Origin of the sequence: Streptococcus sp. 2579 (assembly GCF_013277195.1) — a bacterium.
Taxonomy (GTDB): Bacteria; Bacillota; Bacilli; order Lactobacillales; family Streptococcaceae; genus Streptococcus.
In genome coordinates, this window is sequence record NZ_VMMM01000008.1 from 1 (window position 1) to 20,408 (window position 20,408).

At 40.9% G+C, this 20,408-nt stretch carries 19 protein-coding genes; 1 reads left to right on the forward strand and 18 read right to left on the reverse strand.

Translation table 11 applies throughout. The features are described 5' to 3' along the window. Window positions 1–308: 308 nt before the first annotated feature. The 13 genes from ileS to pbp2b form a co-directional block, all read right to left on the reverse strand. Complete coding sequence (ileS, locus tag HT725_RS04840; protein WP_173253160.1) at window positions 309–3,101, reverse strand: isoleucine--tRNA ligase; 2,793 nt, start codon at window positions 3,099–3,101, stop codon at window positions 309–311. A 252-nt stretch (window positions 3,102–3,353) separates the two neighbouring features. After that, on the reverse strand, window positions 3,354–4,235 hold the full coding sequence (locus tag HT725_RS04845; RefSeq protein ID WP_001123176.1) for a DivIVA domain-containing protein: 882 nt from the start codon (window positions 4,233–4,235) through the stop codon (window positions 3,354–3,356). A gap of 8 nt (window positions 4,236–4,243) precedes the next feature. Next, window positions 4,244–5,029: an RNA-binding protein gene (locus HT725_RS04850; RefSeq protein WP_050207847.1), complete on the reverse strand. Its 786-nt coding sequence runs from the start codon at window positions 5,027–5,029 to the stop codon at window positions 4,244–4,246. Beyond that, window positions 5,026–5,289: a YggT family protein gene (locus HT725_RS04855; protein ID WP_000576512.1), complete on the reverse strand. Its 264-nt coding sequence runs from the start codon at window positions 5,287–5,289 to the stop codon at window positions 5,026–5,028. Before HT725_RS04855 ends, HT725_RS04850 begins: the two co-directional genes overlap by 4 nt. Beyond that, on the reverse strand, window positions 5,289–5,828 hold the full coding sequence (locus HT725_RS04860; protein ID WP_172931413.1) for a cell division protein SepF: 540 nt from the start codon (window positions 5,826–5,828) through the stop codon (window positions 5,289–5,291). Before HT725_RS04860 ends, HT725_RS04855 begins: the two co-directional genes overlap by 1 nt. Window positions 5,829–5,837: 9 nt before the next feature. Continuing rightward, window positions 5,838–6,509 carry a YggS family pyridoxal phosphate-dependent enzyme gene (locus HT725_RS04865; protein WP_173220115.1) on the reverse strand — a complete coding sequence of 224 codons (672 nt, stop codon included), beginning with the start codon at window positions 6,507–6,509 and terminating at the stop codon, window positions 5,838–5,840. A gap of 4 nt (window positions 6,510–6,513) precedes the next feature. Continuing rightward, a complete protein-coding gene (gene ftsZ / locus HT725_RS04870; RefSeq protein WP_000144272.1) occupies window positions 6,514–7,773 on the reverse strand; it encodes a cell division protein FtsZ in 1,260 nt (419 codons plus the stop codon). Between the two features lie 16 nt (window positions 7,774–7,789). Beyond that, window positions 7,790–9,163: a cell division protein FtsA gene (ftsA, locus tag HT725_RS04875; protein ID WP_000090392.1), complete on the reverse strand. Its 1,374-nt coding sequence runs from the start codon at window positions 9,161–9,163 to the stop codon at window positions 7,790–7,792. 218 nt (window positions 9,164–9,381) lie between these two features. Next, window positions 9,382–10,086 (reverse strand): TIGR02206 family membrane protein, encoded by a 705-nt coding sequence (locus tag HT725_RS04880; RefSeq protein WP_173220112.1) that lies wholly within the window; start codon window positions 10,084–10,086, stop codon window positions 9,382–9,384. A gap of 94 nt (window positions 10,087–10,180) precedes the next feature. After that, entirely contained in the window at window positions 10,181–11,554 is a 1,374-nt protein-coding gene (gene murF / locus HT725_RS04885; protein ID WP_173253161.1) for a UDP-N-acetylmuramoyl-tripeptide--D-alanyl-D-alanine ligase, read from the reverse strand. Window positions 11,555–11,637: 83 nt separating this feature from the next. Continuing rightward, window positions 11,638–12,681: a D-alanine--D-alanine ligase gene (locus HT725_RS04890; protein ID WP_000814698.1), complete on the reverse strand. Its 1,044-nt coding sequence runs from the start codon at window positions 12,679–12,681 to the stop codon at window positions 11,638–11,640. Window positions 12,682–12,856: 175 nt separating this feature from the next. Beyond that, on the reverse strand, window positions 12,857–13,453 hold the full coding sequence (gene recR / locus HT725_RS04895; RefSeq protein ID WP_000966754.1) for a recombination mediator RecR: 597 nt from the start codon (window positions 13,451–13,453) through the stop codon (window positions 12,857–12,859). Between the two features lie 10 nt (window positions 13,454–13,463). Then, window positions 13,464–15,521, reverse strand: a complete 2,058-nt coding sequence (gene pbp2b / locus HT725_RS04900) for a penicillin-binding protein PBP2B (protein ID WP_173253162.1) — start codon at window positions 15,519–15,521, stop codon at window positions 13,464–13,466. Window positions 15,522–15,818: 297 nt separating this feature from the next. Between pbp2b and HT725_RS04905 the strand changes: the two genes are divergently transcribed. Then, window positions 15,819–16,670 (forward strand): MurR/RpiR family transcriptional regulator, encoded by an 852-nt coding sequence (locus HT725_RS04905; RefSeq protein ID WP_173253163.1) that lies wholly within the window; start codon window positions 15,819–15,821, stop codon window positions 16,668–16,670. Between the two features lie 15 nt (window positions 16,671–16,685). On the opposite strand, the gene HT725_RS04910 is transcribed toward HT725_RS04905, so the two are convergent. The 5 genes from HT725_RS04910 to HT725_RS04925 all read right to left on the reverse strand — a co-directional run bounded on the left by HT725_RS04910 (window position 16,686) and on the right by HT725_RS04925 (window position 20,335). Continuing rightward, window positions 16,686–17,570: an ROK family protein gene (locus tag HT725_RS04910; protein WP_173253164.1), complete on the reverse strand. Its 885-nt coding sequence runs from the start codon at window positions 17,568–17,570 to the stop codon at window positions 16,686–16,688. 17 nt (window positions 17,571–17,587) lie between these two features. Next, window positions 17,588–18,505: a dihydrodipicolinate synthase family protein gene (locus HT725_RS04915; RefSeq protein ID WP_001281483.1), complete on the reverse strand. Its 918-nt coding sequence runs from the start codon at window positions 18,503–18,505 to the stop codon at window positions 17,588–17,590. Between the two features lie 173 nt (window positions 18,506–18,678). Further along, window positions 18,679–19,323, reverse strand: coding sequence for a YesL family protein (locus HT725_RS04920; RefSeq protein WP_173218880.1), 645 nt, complete (start codon window positions 19,321–19,323; stop codon window positions 18,679–18,681). Between the two features lie 310 nt (window positions 19,324–19,633). Next, window positions 19,634–19,765, reverse strand: coding sequence for a hypothetical protein (locus tag HT725_RS10395; protein WP_275690225.1), 132 nt, complete (start codon window positions 19,763–19,765; stop codon window positions 19,634–19,636). A gap of 117 nt (window positions 19,766–19,882) precedes the next feature. Further along, window positions 19,883–20,335 (reverse strand): YhcH/YjgK/YiaL family protein, encoded by a 453-nt coding sequence (locus tag HT725_RS04925; RefSeq protein ID WP_000575448.1) that lies wholly within the window; start codon window positions 20,333–20,335, stop codon window positions 19,883–19,885. Between the last annotated feature and the right edge of the window lie 73 nt (window positions 20,336–20,408).

Genomic DNA, 20,408 nt, shown 5'->3' on the forward strand with positions numbered 1-20,408 from the left:
GCTGACACAGTTGGAGCTAAAAAGCCCAGACCTAGCAAAATGACACCTGTCGCAACAATTGCACCTGTTCTCAATTTTCTAAAGCCACGGAGGGACAAGCTTCCTCTAACATTTGTTTGTCTCATAATGTTTATTTTTCCTCACTAGTTTAAGAAATCGCAAGAAAAACAATCTTGCGATTTTAGCATACTTACTTTCTCCTAGTATTAGCAAAACCAATTCTCATTAAACTTTAGCATCTCACAAGAGAGATTATAAACTTGGAATAACTGATTTTTATATACTAGACGCATAGAGACTTTTCAACCTTACTTCTCTTCAAATCCTTCTGAGACTGCGTCCGCAAAGTTTTCTTCTACGATGCTTGCACAGTGATCACAGATAACTGCGTGGTAGCTACGTTCTGCTGTTGTTGGGTCGATGCGACGGCAGCGGTCACATACTTCACCTGCAGCGCGTTCAACTGTAAAGGCGACATCTTCGAAGCTAACGGCAGCTTCTGGAGCTGGTCCTTCTGCGATGGTCAAGTCTGACACGATCAAGAGTTGAGCCACATTGCTGTTTACTGCTTCAAGTAGAGTTTTCACAACTTCGTTTGGATAAACTATCAAGTGTGCTTCAAGTGATTTACCGATAACTTTTGCATTACGCGCTTCTTCCAAGGCTTTTTGAGCTTGTCCACGGAAGTCCATGAAGGCAGCCCATGTATCCAAGATTTCCTCTTGATTAGCAAAAGTTTGAGCTTCTGGTAATTCTGACAATTGAACAAAATCTTCAGCTTCAAACTCAAGATATGACCAGATTTCTTCCGCAGTGTGAGGAAGGATTGGTGTCAAGAGTTTGGTAATTTTGACAAGAATGTCATAGAAGACAGTCTGCATTTGACGGCGTTCCAATGATTTGGCACCTTCGATGTAAACAACATCTTTGGCAAAATCAAGGTAGAAGGCTGACAAGTCAACGTTGATAAAGTTCACCAATGCCTTATAGATTGTCAAGAATTCAAAGTTTGCATAAGCATCACGAATGGTCTTGACAAGCTGGTTAAAGCGAATCGTCATGTACTTATCAACTGAACGAAGTTCATCGTAAGCGACTGCATCTTGAGCTGGATTAAAGTCAGATGTATTGGCAATCAAGAAACGAAGAGTGTTACGGATCTTGCGGTAAGTTTCAGAAACTTGGCTCAAGATATCCATAGAGATACGCACGTCGTTGCTTGAGTCTACGCTTGTTACCCAGAGACGCAAGATTTCTGCACCAAATTGTTTTTCAACATCGCTTGGAGCAATGGTATTTCCAAGAGATTTAGACATCTTCTCACCTTTACCGTCAAGAGCAAAACCTTGTGACAAGATTTGCTTGTAAGGTGCTACGCCATGGTTGGCAACAGATGTGATGAGTGAAGAGTTGAACCAACCACGGTACTGGTCAGAACCTTCTAGGTAAAGGTCTGCAGGGTAAGTCAACTCAGGACGGTTTACTACCACTCCATTCCATGATGAACCTGAGTCAAACCAAACGTCCATGATATCTGTTTCTTTTTTGAACTCTCCATTTGGTGAACCTGGATGAGTAAATCCTTCTGGCAAGAGGTCCTTAGCATCACGTTCCCACCAAATGCTTGAACCATGTTCCTCAAAGAGTTGAGCCACGTGTTCAATAGTTTCAGCAGTCATGATCGCTGTACCATCTTCAGCGTAGAAAATTGGAAGCGGAACACCCCAAGCACGTTGACGAGAGATGACCCAGTCACCACGGTCACGAATCATATTGTAAAGACGGACTTTACCCCATTCTGAGTGGAATTTCACTTTTTCAATTTCATCCAAGATTTCTTGGCGGAATTTAGAAACTGAGGCAAACCATTGTGGTACTGCACGCCAGATGATTGGTTTCTTAGTACGCCAGTCAAATGGGTATGAGTGAGAGATTTCTTCTTGGGCAAGAAGGAGGTTACCAAGTTTCTCGATAACAGTTGGAACTACCTTTTCATAGAATTGACCTTCAAACTCAGGACCAGCATTCTTCATCATGATACCACGTTCGTCAACAGTCACTGCGACTTCAAGACCATTAGCAATACCAACATTGTAGTCGTCCTCACCAAAACCAGGGGCTGTATGGACAATACCTGTACCAGAGTCAGTTGTAACGTGGTCACCAAGGATCACCAATTCATCTACAGCTGTATCCCATGGGTGTTCTGTTACGATGTGGTTGAGTTCTTGACCACGGTAAGTTGCCAAGACTTGAACATCAACCCAGCCAAATTTTTCAGACAAGCTAGTCAATAATTCTGCAGCAACCACAAACTTACGAGCTTCACCAGCAGGTTGAACCAAAACGTAATCAATATCTGCACCAACAGTCAAACCACGAGAAGCTGTGATGGTAAATGGAGTTGTTGTCCAGACTACGATATAAGTATCTGTATCTAGGATACCTTTTCCGTCCTTAACCTTGTTGGCATAGTAAAGAGAAGTTGAAACCAAGTCATGGTATTCAATCTCGGCTTCGGCAAGGGCAGACTCAGATGACCATGACCAGTAAACTGGTTTTGCACCACGGTAGATATAGCCTTTATTAGCCATCTCACCAAAGACACGGATTTGGGCTGCTTCATAGTCAGGAGTCAAAGTCACATATGGATTTTCCCAGTCACCAGAAACACCCAAACGTTTAAAGTCTTCACGTTGTTTATCTACTTGAGAAAGAGCGTATTCACGACAAAGTTTCAAGTACTCAACCAAGTCCATTTCTTTACGTTTGACACCTTGTTTTGCCAAAACTTGCTCGATTGGCAGACCATGAGTATCCCAACCTGGGATAAATGGTGCGTAAAAACCTGACATTGATTTTGAACGAACAATGATATCTTTTGAAATCTTGTTCATAGCGTGTCCAACGTGAATATTTCCGTTCGCGTATGGAGGGCCATCATGCAAGGTGAAATGAGGTTTTCCTTGGTTCAATTCTTGACGACGTTGATAAAGTTTTGCATCTTCCCATTCCTTTTGCCAAACTGGCTCTTTGGTCGGAAGGCCTGCACGCATTGGGAAAGCTGTTTTCCCAAGATTAAGGGTATCTTTGAGTTTCATGGTATCTCCTTTATAAATAATAACAAATTAAAAACCACGACTGCCAAAAAGGACGAAAATCGTGGTACCACCTTTATTCGGAAAAAGATCTAGTCTTTCTCCCTCTTATCCCGTAACGTGGGGAACGTCAAATCTTACTCCATTCAGACTTGAGTTTTTGAGAGGATAATCTTATCGTTAGGGAATGCAGGACTCACACCATCTCCTGCTCGCTGGAAATATAAGGATAAGATATTGTTCTCAGAATATTTCTTATAAAATTGTAACGGATTCTTGCGGTGCTTCAAATCCTGGTGCTGAATCAAACGTTTCTGTAGCTGGTGTTGGAGCCGAAGGATGTACTGGAGCTACTTCTGGTTCTTCGTACATTGGACCAACTGGATGAGCAGGCTCTTCTTCCATTTGAGGACTCACTACAGGAGTTGGATTTTCCACTCCCTGTTTAGCCTGAGCTTCAAATTCAGCCAATTCTTTATTGGCTGCCTCAATACGAGCCTGTAACTCTGCCATTTCTGCTTGAGAGAACTGACGTGTCATATCAATTGGTTCTTCTTCAATTGGAGCTGGAATCGGTTCTCCAAGCACTTCGCTAACCACTTCTTTAAAGGCTTCATCACTGGTTTGAAGATAAGTAGCTGTTGGACGGAGAATATCTTCCCAATCTGAAGATTCAACAATAGCTAACTGGCTCTCAATTGTAGATTTAAGACGTTGGTGGAAGACACGACTCTTGTTCTTCAATTCTTCGGTTTCAACAGCAACTTTCTTAGCATTATCAGTTGCTTGACGAAGAATCTCGTTTGCCTTATATTTAGCTTCTTCCAACAAGCGTTGCGCATCCTGCTCTGCTTGATGAATGATATTGTTTGAACGTTCATGCGCCGCCTGTTTCACTCGCTCAGCTGTATCTTGGGCAATCAATACAGACTGGCTCAATGAATCTTTCATTTCGTCAAAGTAAGACAAACGCTCTTCTAAACTCTTAATACGCAAATCTTTATCATGATTCGCACGAACAAGATCTTCGTAATCACGAACCACAATATCTAAAAATTCATCGACTTCTTCTGGATCAAAACCTCTGAATCGAGTTCCAAAGGTTTTGTCCTTTATTTCTAATGATGTAATTGGCATTCTATTCCTCACTTACTTAATAATAACTGGACGGTTATTTTTTTCTTCTCTTTTTTTGTTTGTCCCTTATCTTGAAGCAATCTCAAGCGCCCAAATTTTCTTACACTAATCAAGTCTCCAACTTGAACAATATAATCTGATTTGTCTACCACATGATAATTTACTTGGACAAGTTTCTTTTCAATCAACTGGTTTGCTTGATTCCTAGATAGTTTTAAAACATTTGATAAAAGAACATCTAATCGGAAACTAGACACAGATAAATCCAGCTCTCGGTACTGCTCTAGCTTATCTATTTTCTCGGTGAAAGGACGTTCCTCCAGCGAAACGGGTATACGGCCAATTTTCTTTAATCCATCTTGAAAGAGAAGAAGAAATTGCTGATTGACCATAATCTGCGCCCGTTCTTCATCTACTAGGATATCTCCAAAAAGTTTCCGTTCAATCCCTAATTGATTGATGACTGTCCCTAAAATCTTAGCATGCGTTAAGTGTTCAAATTTATTGGAATACACTATTTCCTGGAGAGATATTTCAAAATCTGAAAACTCTGGTTGGAAATAATCTGGGTATAATAAAACTCGAACATACTCACTCGAGACGAACTCCCCACTACTGCTACAAGCAAGACCATAAGTTTTGGCCAAAATCTTTAATAGCTTCTCCTGATGAGGATTGATAAAAGGAGTTAAAAAAGGAGCATAGCTATCTTCTACCTTCTTTATCCATTCCATTCCCTTGTCAAGAAATGGACGATCTTCTATGGAGAAATGCTGGTAAATCCCTTTATTCATCCTATCATCGCCAGAAAACGGACTAGGTTTTCTCCTAAAAATCGAATCAAAACAATCGCAACCCAAACAGATAAATCAAGACCCGCTATCTGTAAAGGCAGGCGTTGCAAGGGAGCAAGCACTGGTTTTACCAACGCTACAATCCAACGACCTAAACTTGATTCGTAGGCGCCTGGAAACCAAGACATGACAGCAAAGGCCACCAAAATCAGGGAGTAAATATCTACTGCATTATAAATCATACGAATTAAAAAAATCATTATCGTACTCTATTTCGCTTCATATCAAAGCCAAACTCACCATTTTGTTCTTCATCTGGTAAACGAATATCTTCTACATTCACAATAACATTCACTGGTGTTAACAGATACATAGTAGATGCTACCTTTTTCAAATTTCCAGCTAAAACATGACAAGCTCCATCCAAATAGTCCAAACAACGACGAGCCTGCACTTCAGTCATATATTGAAAATCAATCAAGATACTTTCGTTTCCTGCCAATAAATCAACAATTTCTGTTGCATCCTCATATTTTCTAGGATAACGAACATCTATAATGACCTTATCCGTTGCACGCTGACTCTGATTTGCCAATTCCTGTTGTCTTGCATGAAGTCTGGTGATATTGCTATCTTTTGCACCAGCAGACTGTGAAGGTTGATGCATTGGGAGAGCCGGTTCCTGTGAAGAATTTACTGGAGTTAACACAGGCTCATCTCTTTTTTCATAAGGGAGACTTGAATCCTCATCCTCCGTAAAATAATCTATAAATCTATCGAATCTATCTTTTAAAGACATGGTTCTCTCCTACTTAAAAAATGATGTACCTATACGAACAAAGGTGGAACCGAATTGAATCGCTTCTTTATAATCACGACTCATTCCCATACTTAACTCGGTCATAGGCATATTTGGAATTTGTTTTTCTTGAATTTCTTTTTGTAAATCTTGGGTCGCATTGAAAATCTCTTTCAACTGCTCACTGCTAGCCTCAAAAGGTGCCATCGTCATTAAACCAACATATTCAATCTTATCTAGTCTGGCTAACTCTGGCAAGATTTCCAGCAGTTCCTCTCTCGAAAAACCGTGTTTGCTTTCTTCTTTAGAAATATTTACTTGAAGAAAACACTTGATGACTCGGTCACTTCTTTTTTGAATTTCCTCTGCTAGCTTGACTGAATCCAAGGCATGGAAATAATCAACGTATTGAATGACATCTTTCACCTTACGTCTTTGCAAGGTACCAATCAAATGCCAAGTCACATCTCGATCTTTTAAAGCTTCATATTTTTCCAGAAACTTATCGACACGATTTTCACCGATATGATGAACACCTAGCGGAAGCAAGGCTTCCGCTGTCGGTACATCTACATACTTGGTAACTGCAATGACAGAGACTGAGCCACTCTCGCGATGAGCATTCAGACTCGCCTCTGCGACTTCTCGAAAAACAAGTTCTGTATTTTCTTTTACATTCATTTACTTAACGATTTTTGAAAAATGGAGGTGTATCCAACTCATCTTCATCTTGTGATGTTGGGGCTTCAAAGCGTTCAACTGGAGAAACGACTGAATCTGTTGTACGAACAATCGATTCACGGCGAAGATCCCAATCACCAAAAGCAGATGCTTGAGTTGGTTCCAAACGACGTGGATTTTGTTTTGGCAATTCAGCTGTTTCTGCCATATCAAAATGACGATCAAAGCCATGTGAATGAGCTGGTTTCACTGTCTCACGGTAGTTAGTAGTAGGTCTAGCTTGTGGAGCAACAACCTTCTCTACGCGGTCTTGACGAACACCTGTTGCGACAACTGTTACACGAATTTCATCACGCATACTTTCATCAATTGAAGTACCGAGCCAGATGTTCACTCCTTGACCTGCTGCTTGGTTCACAATTTGTGAAGCCTCTTCTGCTTCAATCAAGGTTAAATCAAGACCACCAGTAACGTTGACAATCACATCTTCTGCTCCATCAATTGTTGTTTCAAGAAGTGGAGAGTAAATTGCCTTACGCGCTGCTTCAACAACACGTTCTTCTCCACTACCGATACCAATACCCATAAGAGCATTCCCTTTGTTTGCCATCACCGTTTTCACATCGGCAAAGTCAAGGTTAATCAATCCTGGATTAGTAATCAAATCAGTAATCCCTTGAACACCTTGACGAAGAACGTTATCCGCTTCGCTAAGAGCCTCCAAGAGCGGTGTTTTCTTATCAACAATTTCAAGTAAGTTGTTGTTCGAAATAATCAATAGAGTATCTACATGCTCACGAAGTTGATTGATTCCTTCTACAGCAAATTGTCCACGCTTGCTTCCTTCAAAACCGAAAGGACGTGTCACAACACCAACTGTAAGAGCACCTAAATCTTTGGCGATACGAGCAATAACAGGAGCAGCTCCAGTTCCAGAGCCTCCTCCCATACCAGCAGTGATGAAGACCATATCTGCACCACTGATAGCTTCCGTCAGTGTTTCTTCGCTTTCTTCAGCAGCTTTACGACCAACCTCAGGTTGACCTCCTGCACCCAAACCACGAGTCAATTTAGGTCCCAACTGAATTACAGTCTCAGCTTTTGTACTACTCAATGCTTGTACATCTGTGTTTGCTGCGATAAATTCTACGCCTGTAACACCTTCGTCGACCATACGGTTGATGGCATTGCCACCACCTCCACCGACACCAATTACTTTAATCACTGCACCTTGAGCAGCAGCTGTATCAAATGAAAATGTCATAATTTATTTTTCCTCTTTATTCGTCAAACATGCTTCCGATCAAGCCACGGAAACGATCTGCTAATTTCGGTTTATTTTGTGAAGCTTGTTGGAAATCCGCCATTGGTTCTGTAGGCGCCACCGGCTCTACTTCTGGAGCAGGAGCTGGTTGAACAGGCGTTGATTGTACAAACTGAGCTGTTTTCTGTATCATTCCCCCAAAACTAATTGGTTGATGAGTCAGAGCAACTTCACCCTTGACCGCTCTTTGAGCCAAAAGATTGACTTCTGTCAATTGTCCAGCAAATTCTGATAAACTAATCACATGCGCAAAGGCTGGATTACGGATACCAACTTGGTTTGGAACATAGAGTTTGACACGAACGCCAAAGACTTCTTGAGCCAATTCTACCATACCCGGTAAAATAGCATTTCCACCGATTAAGACAATTCCACCAGGGAGCTCCAATAGACGTCTTCTATCTAATTCTTGCTTAATTTGTTCAAGGATGTGCTTGATTCGTGCAGAAATAATTTCTGACAAGTAGGCTTCCGTCACTTCGACTGCTTCTACTTCTCCAATAACTTCTACTTGGAAGGTTTCTTTGCTTGCAAGAGGCGGATAGGCTTCCCCGTAATTCAGTTTCAAGCCTTCTGCTAATTTGCGAGAGGTTTTCAAAACCTTGGAGATATCTTTAGTTACATAATCTCCACCTTCTTGGAGAATATGTGTGAATTGGAGTTCTTGGTTGCGGATTGTAGCGACAGTCGTTTGACCTGCCCCCATATCAATCACTGTAGCACCAAATTCACGTTCACCTTCGTTCAAAACTGATTGAACCATTGCTAGTGGCGAAATGATAATATTTTCAACCTGAACACCTGCACGCTCAACCGTCTTACGCAAATTGTGCAAGATAGTACGAGGGCCTGTATAAAGCAAGCCACGCATTTCAAGGCGAACCCCCATCATGCCACGTGGGTCACGAATCCCTTGGAAACCATCCACAATAAATTCTTCAGGAATAAAGGTAATGACTTCACGGTCAGGTGTCATACTCTTTGTCAAAGCTGATTTGACAACATTTTCAACATCTTGATCCGTAATTTCCTTGGTATCAGATGTTACTGGAATCATCCCTTGAGTTGGTTCGACCTGCAAAAGATTACCAGGCAAGCCGACATTCACTGATTTAATCGAAATACCTGCCTTTTCTTCTGCTTGGGAAATGGCTGACTTGATAGCAGTTGCTGCTGCATCAATATCAACAATAATTCCATCCTTTACACCTTTACTTTTGGCATTACTCACGCCAATTACATTTAATTCACCATTTCTCTGCTCGGCCACAAGCACCTTGACAGAGCTTGTTCCAATATCTAGACCTGTAAAAAAGCCTTCTCTAGCCATTACATCGCATCCTCTCTATCTTCCAAGTTTCGCACTTCGTATTATTCCATAGCTAAACATAGGCATAGCTATTCACAGAATATTATAACACAAAAAATTTAATCGTGCTTGCTTTTTTCCTAAATTTCCCAGCCATTTTTTGAGTTTCTATGTTCAGAAATTCTTATTTTGTAAGCTGCTTGTAAAAACTCTCTAAGACAAAAAAAGAAAGCTCTGTGTTAAGCTTTCTTTGCAATCATTTTTTCTGCTTCTTGTTCTAAAAATAGTTCTAAAATTTTCTTTGTCAACGTAATCGCTGCTGACAGGGCCAGAGAAACGATTAAATAATTAGCCACTAAGCCGTGATCTCCAACCAATGGCGGTTTTGTCAAGAATCCGTAATCTCCACCTGTTACCAAATTGACCATAAAAATCAAAGCATTTAATGCAAAGGTCATGAGAAAAATCCCCTTCACATCCAGCAATCGCGCATTATACTGTCTCAAGAGATAAACCAGAGAGTTCCCCAAGAGTGCTAAATGCCCAAAAATAAAGGATAAAATGGTGATATGGGGGAAAGGATAGGCATCTGACACTGGATAAACAAAGGCTGCTAATGTCCCAAATGTTCCTAGTAATGCAAAATACTGCCTATATTTGGACTGACCAGGAAGCAAAAGTACCACAAACATGGCCATACGGCAATGGTAAAAGGGTAAGCTTTCTGATAGTGGCATATGATTGACCCAGTACCAACCATAAAGTAGGATTAACTGAACGGCCTGTAAAATCTGGAAAAATCGTTGGTAAACCTTCTTTTCACGATAACGATAGGCTGTATAAAAGATCAAAGCCAAGAGTGTAAATATACTGACATACCAAAAAAGGTCAAATTTGGGCGGCTCGGTTGCCTGAGTTGTAAAAAAAATATCCCATAAATTCATTTAGTCTTCCTCATGATTCAAAATTTTCCTGCATTTTATTATACCATGCTACTTAAGAAAAATGGATTTAGAAATACGTAAATGTTTGACAAAATCACTTGTCTTCATGTTCTAAACTTTCTACCAATTTGGCTAGATTCATAGAATTGGAGCCTTTGAGTAGGATTTGGTCGTGGGCTCCTAGACTTTCCTTGACCTGCTTGACTAGGTCTTCAAATTGGTCTTGGTCTTCTGTTTTCTTGAAGTAGTAAACGTGGCCAATTGGGAACATTTGACTGGCCAATTTGGCTAATTCAGCAATGTCTTCTCCATAGAAAATCACGGTATCAAGCACATCTGGAGAGAGACTCAAAATCATCTGGTTATGGAGTTGAACAGACTGGTCACCAAGTTCCTTCATATCCGCCAAGACAGCAATTTTTTTGCCACCTTCATTGGCTGGGATGGCAGAGAAAGTCTCTAAAATCAGCTTCATAGCAGTTGGGTTGGCATTATACACATCTGATAGGATATCTGCTCCATTGGCTGCTTTCTTCCACTCGGTACGATTACGCGTCAATTCAAGATTTTGGAAGGCCTGACGAATTTGCTCCTCTGAAACCCCTTCTTGTAGGACAACATAGGACGCAATCATAGCATTGGTGGCATTGTACTTACCAGTCACTGGCAAATCGAGGGCTTGTTCCAAGAAATTAGCCTTAAAGGTCAGACTGTCCTTGCGCTCAATCAAGTCTGTAATTTCCAACTCTGCTCCTGGCCCAAAACGGACTACCTTTTTATCTGTTGGCAAGTAGTCCTCTACAATGGAGTCAGCTGGTGCCAAAAGCAAGGAACCCGATACCATACCATCTGCAATTTGCATTTTCCCTTTAGCGATCTCCGAACGGTCTTTGAAAAAGGCCAAATGGGCTTCTCCAACCAAGGTCACGATGGCTGTCTTTGGATGAGCCAACTCAGACAAGAGATGAATATCGCCCAAGTGATCCTGCCCCATCTCCAAAACCAACTTTTCTGTTCCTTCAGGCATATGAAGAACTGTGTAGGGAAGGCCGATCTCGTTATTGTAATTGCCTTGTGTTTTGTAGGTTTTGTAGGTTGTTGATAGCAAGTGCGCCAACATATCCTTGGTCGTTGTCTTGCCATTTGAACCTGTAACTGCAAAGACATCAACAGCCATTTTCTCAAGATAGTAGGCAGCTAGTTGTTGAAAGGCAGTCAACACATCGTCTACTAAAATGTAAGGATGATTTGCAAGCTCTTTCTCAGACAGGGTTACAGCAGCGCCATTGTCAAAAGCTGTTTCGATAAAGTCATGACCGTCACGCGCACCTTTGAGGGGCACAAACAAGTCCCCCGTCGCGATTAAGCGACTGTCAAACTCAGCCTTCTCTAACTGGGTGTTCTCAAAGATGCTGATATCATTTTTAGCTCCTACAACTTGAGTCACTTCATGGATTGTTAATTTCATTTCTACTCCTTTAAAAAGGGTCGAAGTCCGAGAACTATGATCACCTTGCAGTGATGGTTCTGGCTCCTACCCTCTCTTTCATTTTATAGCAAATGCGCTTCGCGCTTGTCAAAACTTTCCTTGGCAAGGTCAACCAAACGCTCGATTAGTTCTGGGTAGCTGATTCCCATATTGTCCCAAAGCAGTGGATACATTGACCACTGGGTGAAACCTGGCATGGTATTAAGCTCGTTTAGAAAAATCTCTCCCTTATCTGTATAGAAGAAATCGCAACGAGAGAGACCGAGGCCACCAATGGCACGGAAGGCCGTTTCTGCATTTTGACGCATGACAGCTACCACATCATCACTGATTTTGGCAGGAATATCCATAGTAATCTTGTTATCAATATACTTGGCATCGTAGTCATAAAAGGCAACGTCCTTGACAACTTCTCCAGGTAGCGTGCTCTTGACATCGTAGTTACCCAAGAGGCCAACCTCAATTTCACGGGCATTTACTCCTTGCTCTACCAAGACACGGCTGTCATATTGAAAGGCAAGTTCCAAAGCCTGACGAAGTTCTTCTTGATTTTCAGACTTAGAAATACCGACACTAGACCCCATGTTTGACGGTTTGGTGAAGACTGGATAAGCCAATTTTTCTTCCACTTCAGCGATTTTAGCAGTCACATCATCGCCTTCAACGATAGCCACATAAGGAACTTGGGCAATGCCAGCAGATTCTAACACACGCTTGGTCGTGATTTTATCCATGGCAAGACTAGATGACAAGATATTACAGCCGACATACGGCATTTTCAAAACTTCCAAGAATCCTTGAACAGAACCATCTTCTCCCATCGGACCGTGAAGAACTGGAAAGACAACTGCCCCTTCTTCGTAGATGGCACTTGGTGCAACTTTCTTATCCCAATCAATGGTTTCATTGGTCATGAGACGGTCCTCTTGCCCCGGAGTCTGACTAAATTCCTGTGTTTTGATAAAGTCACCTGACTGACTGATAAAGAAAGTCTTAACTGTGAAACGGTTGTAATTGACCGCACGCATGACACTCTCAGCTGAAAGGACAGAGACTTCGCGTTCCGCACTCCGTCCACCGTATAAAAGAATAATCGTTTGTTTCATATCATTTGTCCTAATTCTACTAGAATACTCGCTCTTTAGTATATCATATTTGCTTGTTTTTTTAAAATTTGAACCTGATACTACCCATCACACTATACAAAAAGAGGCCGATAGGAACGATTTTCAGCCTCCTTGATTTTTTATAAATGAATGGAGTTCGTAAATTTGTCTACACTTACAACTCTGTTCGATTTTCAATAGCCCGTAAGAGGGTCACTTCGTCCGCATACTCGATATCTGCTCCCACAGCAAGGCCTCGTGCCAGGCGAGTGACCTTAATCCCAGCTGGCTTGAGTAAGCGGGAAAGATACATGGAAGTCGCTTCCCCATCTGCTGTGGCATTGGTTGCTACGATTACTTCTGAAACCTCACTATCCATCAGACGAGTCATGAGACTCTTGAGATTGATATCATCTGGACTGATACCATTCATAGGAGAAATAAGGCCATGCAGGACATGATAGAGGCCATGGTATTCTTGGATGTTTTCCATGGCTGCCACATCCCGACTATCTTCGAGAACTAAAATCGTCGTCTGGTCACGAGTCGGATCGGTACAGATAGAACAAGGATCATCGTCTGTCAAACGTCCACAAATGGAACAGTAGGTCAATTCTCTCTTAGCAGAAAGGAGATTTTTTGCAAATTCATTGACGTCGTCATCAGACATTCCAATGGTATAAAAGGCCAGACGCGTAGCCGTCTTAATCCCGATACCCGGTAACTTAGAATAACTGTCAATTAGCTTGGCAATAGGTGTTGGATAAAGCATATGTTCCTTTCTAGTTCATTGGATGGTATTTTTGATACAGATTGATAATATCACGCGCAATGGAAGGTCCTACACCATTTGTTAGATTGGTATTATGAGGAAAGACCACTGCTACAGCGATTTGAGGATTATCTGATGGGGCATAGGCCACTGCATTGGTATTGGTTGCTTGCTGGCCATCTGCTACATAACTTTCGGCTGTACCCGTTTTTCCGCTAATAGATACCAAGGCACCATTTGAAAAGGCACGTCCAGTTGTCAATCCACTAGTCCCATGGGCAACCTGATAAAATCCTTGTTGCAAGATACTCATATCGGAGTCAGAAATGTTGACCTTGTTCATCTCTGTCGGTTTCAGTTGCTGAATCAAGTCGCCCAGTCCTCCCTTATCATTATTTCCATAAATACCTTCAACAATACGAGGAGCCACACGAACTCCATTGTTAGCAATAGTTGCCACATACTGAGCCAACTGCATCGGCGTATAGTTATCAAATTGACCAAATGAATTCGTAATATAATTAGCTAGATCATAATCTTTAGGAATAAAGCCAGTAGATTCATCTGGTAAATCAATACCTGTAGCTGATCCCAAACCATACTCACCAAAGGTTGAGCGTAATTTCCCCATAGCCGATCCTAAGTTTCCAATTCCTGCAATCATATTCGGTTGATAAGTTAATCCCATGATCCCTAAAGCCGTTTGGACCATATAGGTATTGGATGAATACTCCAAAGCTTGAACAGCTGTAATCGGCATCGGACCAGAAAAAGCTGTATACCAAGAATTGATAGGGGGTGAACCTTGAAAAATAATTGACTGGTCTGTCAAAGTTTGATTACCAGATAACACACCATTTTCCCAACCAGAACTAATAGTTGCCGCTTTTACAACCGAACCTGGGACAAAGACATTGGTTATCGTTCCCAAGGAATCCGATGTTAACTCGTCTGTTTTCAAGTCATGTTTGATCCCTGACATGGATAAAACAGCACCTGTTTTGGGATTAAGTGCGACTGCATACACGCCTTCAGAATACTTGGCCCCACCATTTCCCAACTCTGAATTGAAATAACTTTTCAGCAAAGCATCCACGCTATCTTGGAAGGCCAAATCAATGGTCAGTTTAATATTATTCCCTTTCGTACCAGCTTCGATATTTTCGACACTTTCCATGTTTCCGTACTTGTCTAGATGAATTTCCTTCACTGAGCGTTTACCTTGCAAGGTTTCCTCGTATTGCTTTTCTAGATAAGAGGTCCCAACACGGTCATTTAGAGAATAACCTTTTTTAAGATAAGCCTCTGCTTCTTCCGCTGGGAGACCAGCCTTTTCACTGGATACACTACCTACTATAGAAGACAGGGAAGTCTCTAAAACTTTTCGATCCCACGAAGTTGAGATACTGATGCCGGGTAATTGTTTCGAAGCAGAGGCAATCAGAGCAATCTGGGTATCTGTCAGAGCATCTGTCACAATGGTTCCTGTCGCAAAGTTTCCAACGGCATTTAACTGACTAAAAAGATAGATTTCTTTCTTATCATCCTCTGTATAGTTTAGTTGACTCGCTTGGACACTATCGACCGCATTGTTATACAGTTCTGATTCGGATAGGCGATTGCCATCTGAATCCAAGCGTTTCTCACTTGGGAGAGCCTCCACTGTTTTTTTATAGATTTCAGGATCAGCCAAATAGTAATCAGCCAACTGGCGTTCTGTCAAATTGGGCGAACTGATACTCACATATCCAAGCAACTGACTAGCGATTTCTTTCAGATCTTTAGCCGTCATTTTATTACTACGCGTAAAGGAAACAACCTGCTTTAACGTATTTTCTACCAAAGGTTTTCCACTAGCATCATAAATTTCCCCACGGGCAGAACTGGTTGTGACCTTGGTCTGACTAGCTGAGGCTAGCTTTTTTTCGTAAAAATCCTTGTTCAAAACCTGCATATACAACAAACGACCAATAATGGTCATAAAGAGTAAAATGACGATTGAAAACAATAAATTAAGCCGAATCGGAATCGAATGGCTGTTAAATTTTCTCATACAAATCAGTCTCATTTCTAATACTCAATGAAAATCAAAGAGCAAACTAGGAAGCTAGCCGCAGGCTGTACTTGAGTACGGCAAGGCAACGCTGACGCAGTTTGAATTGGATTTTCGAAGAGTATAATTAAAATCTTACTCTTAATTGTACCATAATTTGAGCAGAAAATTATGGAAAAGAAAGAAGCTTTTTTCGTTTTTACGGCAAGATACGTTTTTATTTATTCATCCCTATATTATATGTTATAATGAATGTAAAAGTTCAATAATCTATCCTTTTTCCAATACGACTCATTTAAAGGAGCCTTCCCTATGGACAAACCAGATATCGCAACTGTCATTGATTCACATTTTGAAGAAATGACAGACCTAGAGCAAGAAATCGCTCGCTATTTTTTGCAAGCTGAAACGATTACAGATGATTTATCTTCTCAACAAGTCACTCAGAAATTACATATCTCCCAAGCCGCACTAACTCGCTTTGCTAAAAAGTGTGGCTTTACTGGCTACCGAGAATTCATTTTCCAATACCAACACCAAGCAGAGAAACAAGCCAACCAAGTCTCCAAGCACAGTCCACTGACCAAACGAGTCCTCAGAAGCTATAGCAATATGAGGGAACAAACACAAGACTTGATTGACGAAGTCCAACTAGAACGAATTGCCCAATTAATCGAAGATGCTGAGCGTGTCTACTTCTTCGGAACAGGGAGTTCTGGCCTTGTTGCTCGTGAAATGAAATTGCGCTTCATGCGTCTGGGTGTGGTCTGCGAAGCTTTGACCGATCAAGACGGCTTTGCCTGGACAACCAGTATTATGGACGAAAATTGTCTCGTACTTGGTTTCTCACTTTCTGGTACAACACCTTCTATTTTAGATAGTCTACTAGATGCCAAGGAGATGGGGGCAAAGACTGTACTCTTTTCAAGTGTTCCCAATAAAGATAGCCAGACCTATACAGAGACCGTTCTCGTTGCTAGCCACAGCCAACCTTCCTACATCCAACGAATATCCGCTCAACTTCCTATGCTCTTCTTTATCGATTTGATTTATGCCTACTTTTTGGAAATCAATCGCGAAAGCAAGGAAAAAATCTTTAATAGCTACTGGGAAAATAAGAAACTCAACGGCTATCGTAGACAAAAACGTGTCAGAAAATCCTAGTTTGGCTGAGCCAAACTAGGATTGTTTTGTCTTAAAATGATAATATGCACCAAGCATACCTGCTGTATTCTGGTGATGGGCAAATTCTAATCGTGTTTTTTCTGCTAAACTTGGTACCAAAGCCTCTTTCAAGGCTGTGCGGATCTTAGGTTTGAGGATAGCCTCTTGCCCCATGATACCACCACCAAGAATAACCACTTCTGGATTGGCAACATAGCAAATATTTGCCAGACCTTTTCCTAGATAGTCTACCATGCGGTCAATACCTTCCATGCAGAGTTTATTGCCTTCAGTGGCTTCCTTGAAAATGCGTCGGCCATTCCACTGATCAACATCTTCTCCATGAGATGTTGCTACATACTCCACCAAGGCTGTGGTAGAAGCGAGATCCTGAAAAGCTCCATCTTGCATATGCATATACCCGACTTCACAGGCCGAATTGCTAAAACCATGGAAGACTTTCCCATCCATAATCAAGCAACCACCGATACCTGTTCCAATGGTCAAGCAAAGGGTGACACTTGCTCCCTTACCTGAACCAGATACTGCCTCAGCCAGACCTGCACAGTTGACATCATTTTCAATCTCACAAGGAATAGCAAAGCTTTCTTCGATTTCCTTCTTGAACTGGGTTCCTGCATAATTTGGAATCTGAGGTCCAGCGTAGAAAATTTCCCCCTTATCAGGATCCACCATTCCTGCAGAAGAAATGGCAACACCTGCTACTGGGCCTTGTTCTAAATAGCTAGCTACGATATCTTTGGTCTTTTGTAAGATATGAGGTCCACCCTTATGCGCCTCTGTTGGCATTTCATGCGATTCAAGAAGTTGCCCCTCTTGATCAACCAAACCATATTTGATGTTGGTTCCACCGATATCAATTGCAACATAGTGTGTCATAAATACCTCCTTATGGATTAGAGGAAGCGCTCCTTGGTTTCACGAATCAAGGCTGCAGCTGCTTCTACAACTGGACGATCGTCTTCAGTCACTGGTGTCAATGGTGAACGAACAGAACCAATATTCAAGCCTTCATTGATCTTCAAGACTTCCTTAATCACACCGTACATATTTCCATGTGCAGCAGTGAGTTTACCAATGATAGCGTTGATAGCATACTGTAATTCACGCGCTGTTTCCAAATCTTTATCCGCAATCAACTGATTGAGTTTCAAGAAAAGTTCTGGCATAGCACCATAAGTACCACCAATACCAGCTTTGGCACCCATGAGGCGACCACCTAAGAACTGTTCATCTGGACCGTTAAAGACGATATGGTCTTCCCCACCAAGGCTCACAAAAGTTTGGATATCTTGAACTGGCATAGAAGAGTTCTTCACACCGATAACACGAGGATTCTTCAACATTTCAGTATAAAGACTTGGAGTCAGAGCAACACCTGCCAATTGAGGAATGTTGTAGATGACATAGTCTGTGTTTGGAGCTGCAGCACTAATGTCATTCCAGTATTTAGCGACTGAGTATTCTGGCAAGCGGAAATAAATTGGTGGAATCGTTGCAATGGCATCTACACCCAAGCTTTCTGCATGGCGAGCTAGTTCCATACTATCTTTAGTATTATTGCAAGCAACATGGGCAATAATAGTTAATTTCCCTTTGGCAACTGCCATCACTTCTTCCAAGATTAACTTGCGGTCTTCAACACTTTGGTAAATACATTCACCAGAAGAACCATTGACATAAAGACCTTGAACACCTTTATCAATGAAGTATTGAACCAAGGCACGCGTACGCTCTGGACTTACTTCTCCTTGATCATCATAACATGCGTAGAAGGCTGGAATGACACCTTCGTATTTTTTCAAATCTGACATAGATTTTCTCCTATTATTTTTATTTTCTGCTAAAGCAGATTCTTTCTTTACTTCTTTAGTATACACTTTACCGAAAAGGCTTTCAATATCTTATAGACACTTAGATTTTAGTTTCTTGCTTATAGAATAGCGCCTGGAGCGTTTGAAAGTAGTTTCAGAAATAATTGCACCCCTTACTCATACTTAGCAAATAGCTTTTCCATCACTCCCACTTGTAAAAAAGCAAGAAGTCCAAAACCAAAGAGAATAAAAGCTGATCCTCCCAATAGAAGGGTAAAGGCTGATAGATATAGAATCATCAAAATCAAAAAGATAATTGCAATCATCAAGATAAACCAAGGAGCATTAAAACTAGCCAACATCAATCCTTTTTGGAGAATTTCTTTCCAAGATAGGTCATAACGTGCCGCGATAGGATAGCTAGCCAACATCACAATAGTAAGGAAAATCAGAATACCTAGACAAATAGCTTTAACCAATTGAAAGGGCAGAGCTGTTTGACTCCAGAAAAGATAAAGATCTAGAAGGCTTAATGAAACAATGCCCAACTCAAGCAGACCTAACTGAAGACCGAGCTTCAGATTTTGCTTGAAAGCTCTTAAATAGATTCTAAAGACAGGCACACGTCTGCTCTTCTTAACTTCGAACATGGTCTCGTAGAGGCTGATTTTAGCCACTCCAATCGTTACGATTGGCAAACAAGTTACTACAAAGAGAAGATTGACTGTTACAATATCTAAAACCTTCTCACTAATTCGCATTAGAAAATTATCTGTATCAAATGCAGCCTTGATGAGACTTCTTCCTTTTTGTGACATCTTTGCTCCCCCATCATTTTTCTTTGTAAACTATTTTCTTTTTTATCAGTAAAGCTTTCATAAGTCCCTACCATGAACAAAGCTATTTTTTCTTTTTTCTTTTGGACTTTTTTCTATTTTTATCTATGGACATATAATCTATATATATCCCGGACAGCGAAGCAACTAAAATACTACTCCAAGTATGCTCATTAAATCCATCTAGCCCTCCACGGACTATCATTGCAAGCACTGTCCAAGCTAACATATTCAATAAAAAAATACAAAGTGCTTTTAATAAAAAAATACAAAGTGCTTTCATTCTCTCGTTTTAAAAGTTTATACAACCATATACATCAACTAGATTCACAGCTATTTGTAAAATCCTTCCATAAATCTTGATCAGTGATCCTACTCTTGCTCCCGCAGCCATAAAGACTTTGCTGAACTTCAATCCTGCCATACCAATAGTATTTCTGAATAAAGATACTGACAATAAGAGCTCATTTCTCTACCTCAAAAGAGCAATTTTATGGTAGATTATTGTCAAAGATTTACAAAAAGACAATTCATCCTATTTTTAATCAATCAAAATTTTAAACAAATACTTGCGAACCTTCTCTTCCATACCTGCATAGCCATTTGGCTGATGTGGTTCTCCTGGGAAGAAAATCGCAAAATTGTGATAACCCAACAAGAGTGGGTAGTGTTCATGACAATGAACAAAGCCAATGTCACTCGCTTCGTCAAATGCTACTGCTTCATCTTTGATACGTGAACCGTAGCTCGAATATTCATGCCCTTCTACCAGCAAATGCAAATCTGCATAGTTCTTGTGATGTTCAAACTGGTCATTTTCAGCTTGATTGAGGACATTTTCCTGAACAACTAGAAAGACCTTGTCTCCATCAATCTCATACTTTCCTAACTCGAAAGAATCTTTACGATGTTGGTAGAGATAGTCGATAGCCTTATCTAAATTGGGATGAATCCCTTTGTAAAAGGTAATATTTTTCAAATCGTCAAAAATCATACTCTTTCCTTCGTTTCTGATAGTTAACTAAAAGCATTCTTAAGTTTATAAGTGTCTGACAAAATTTCATAAA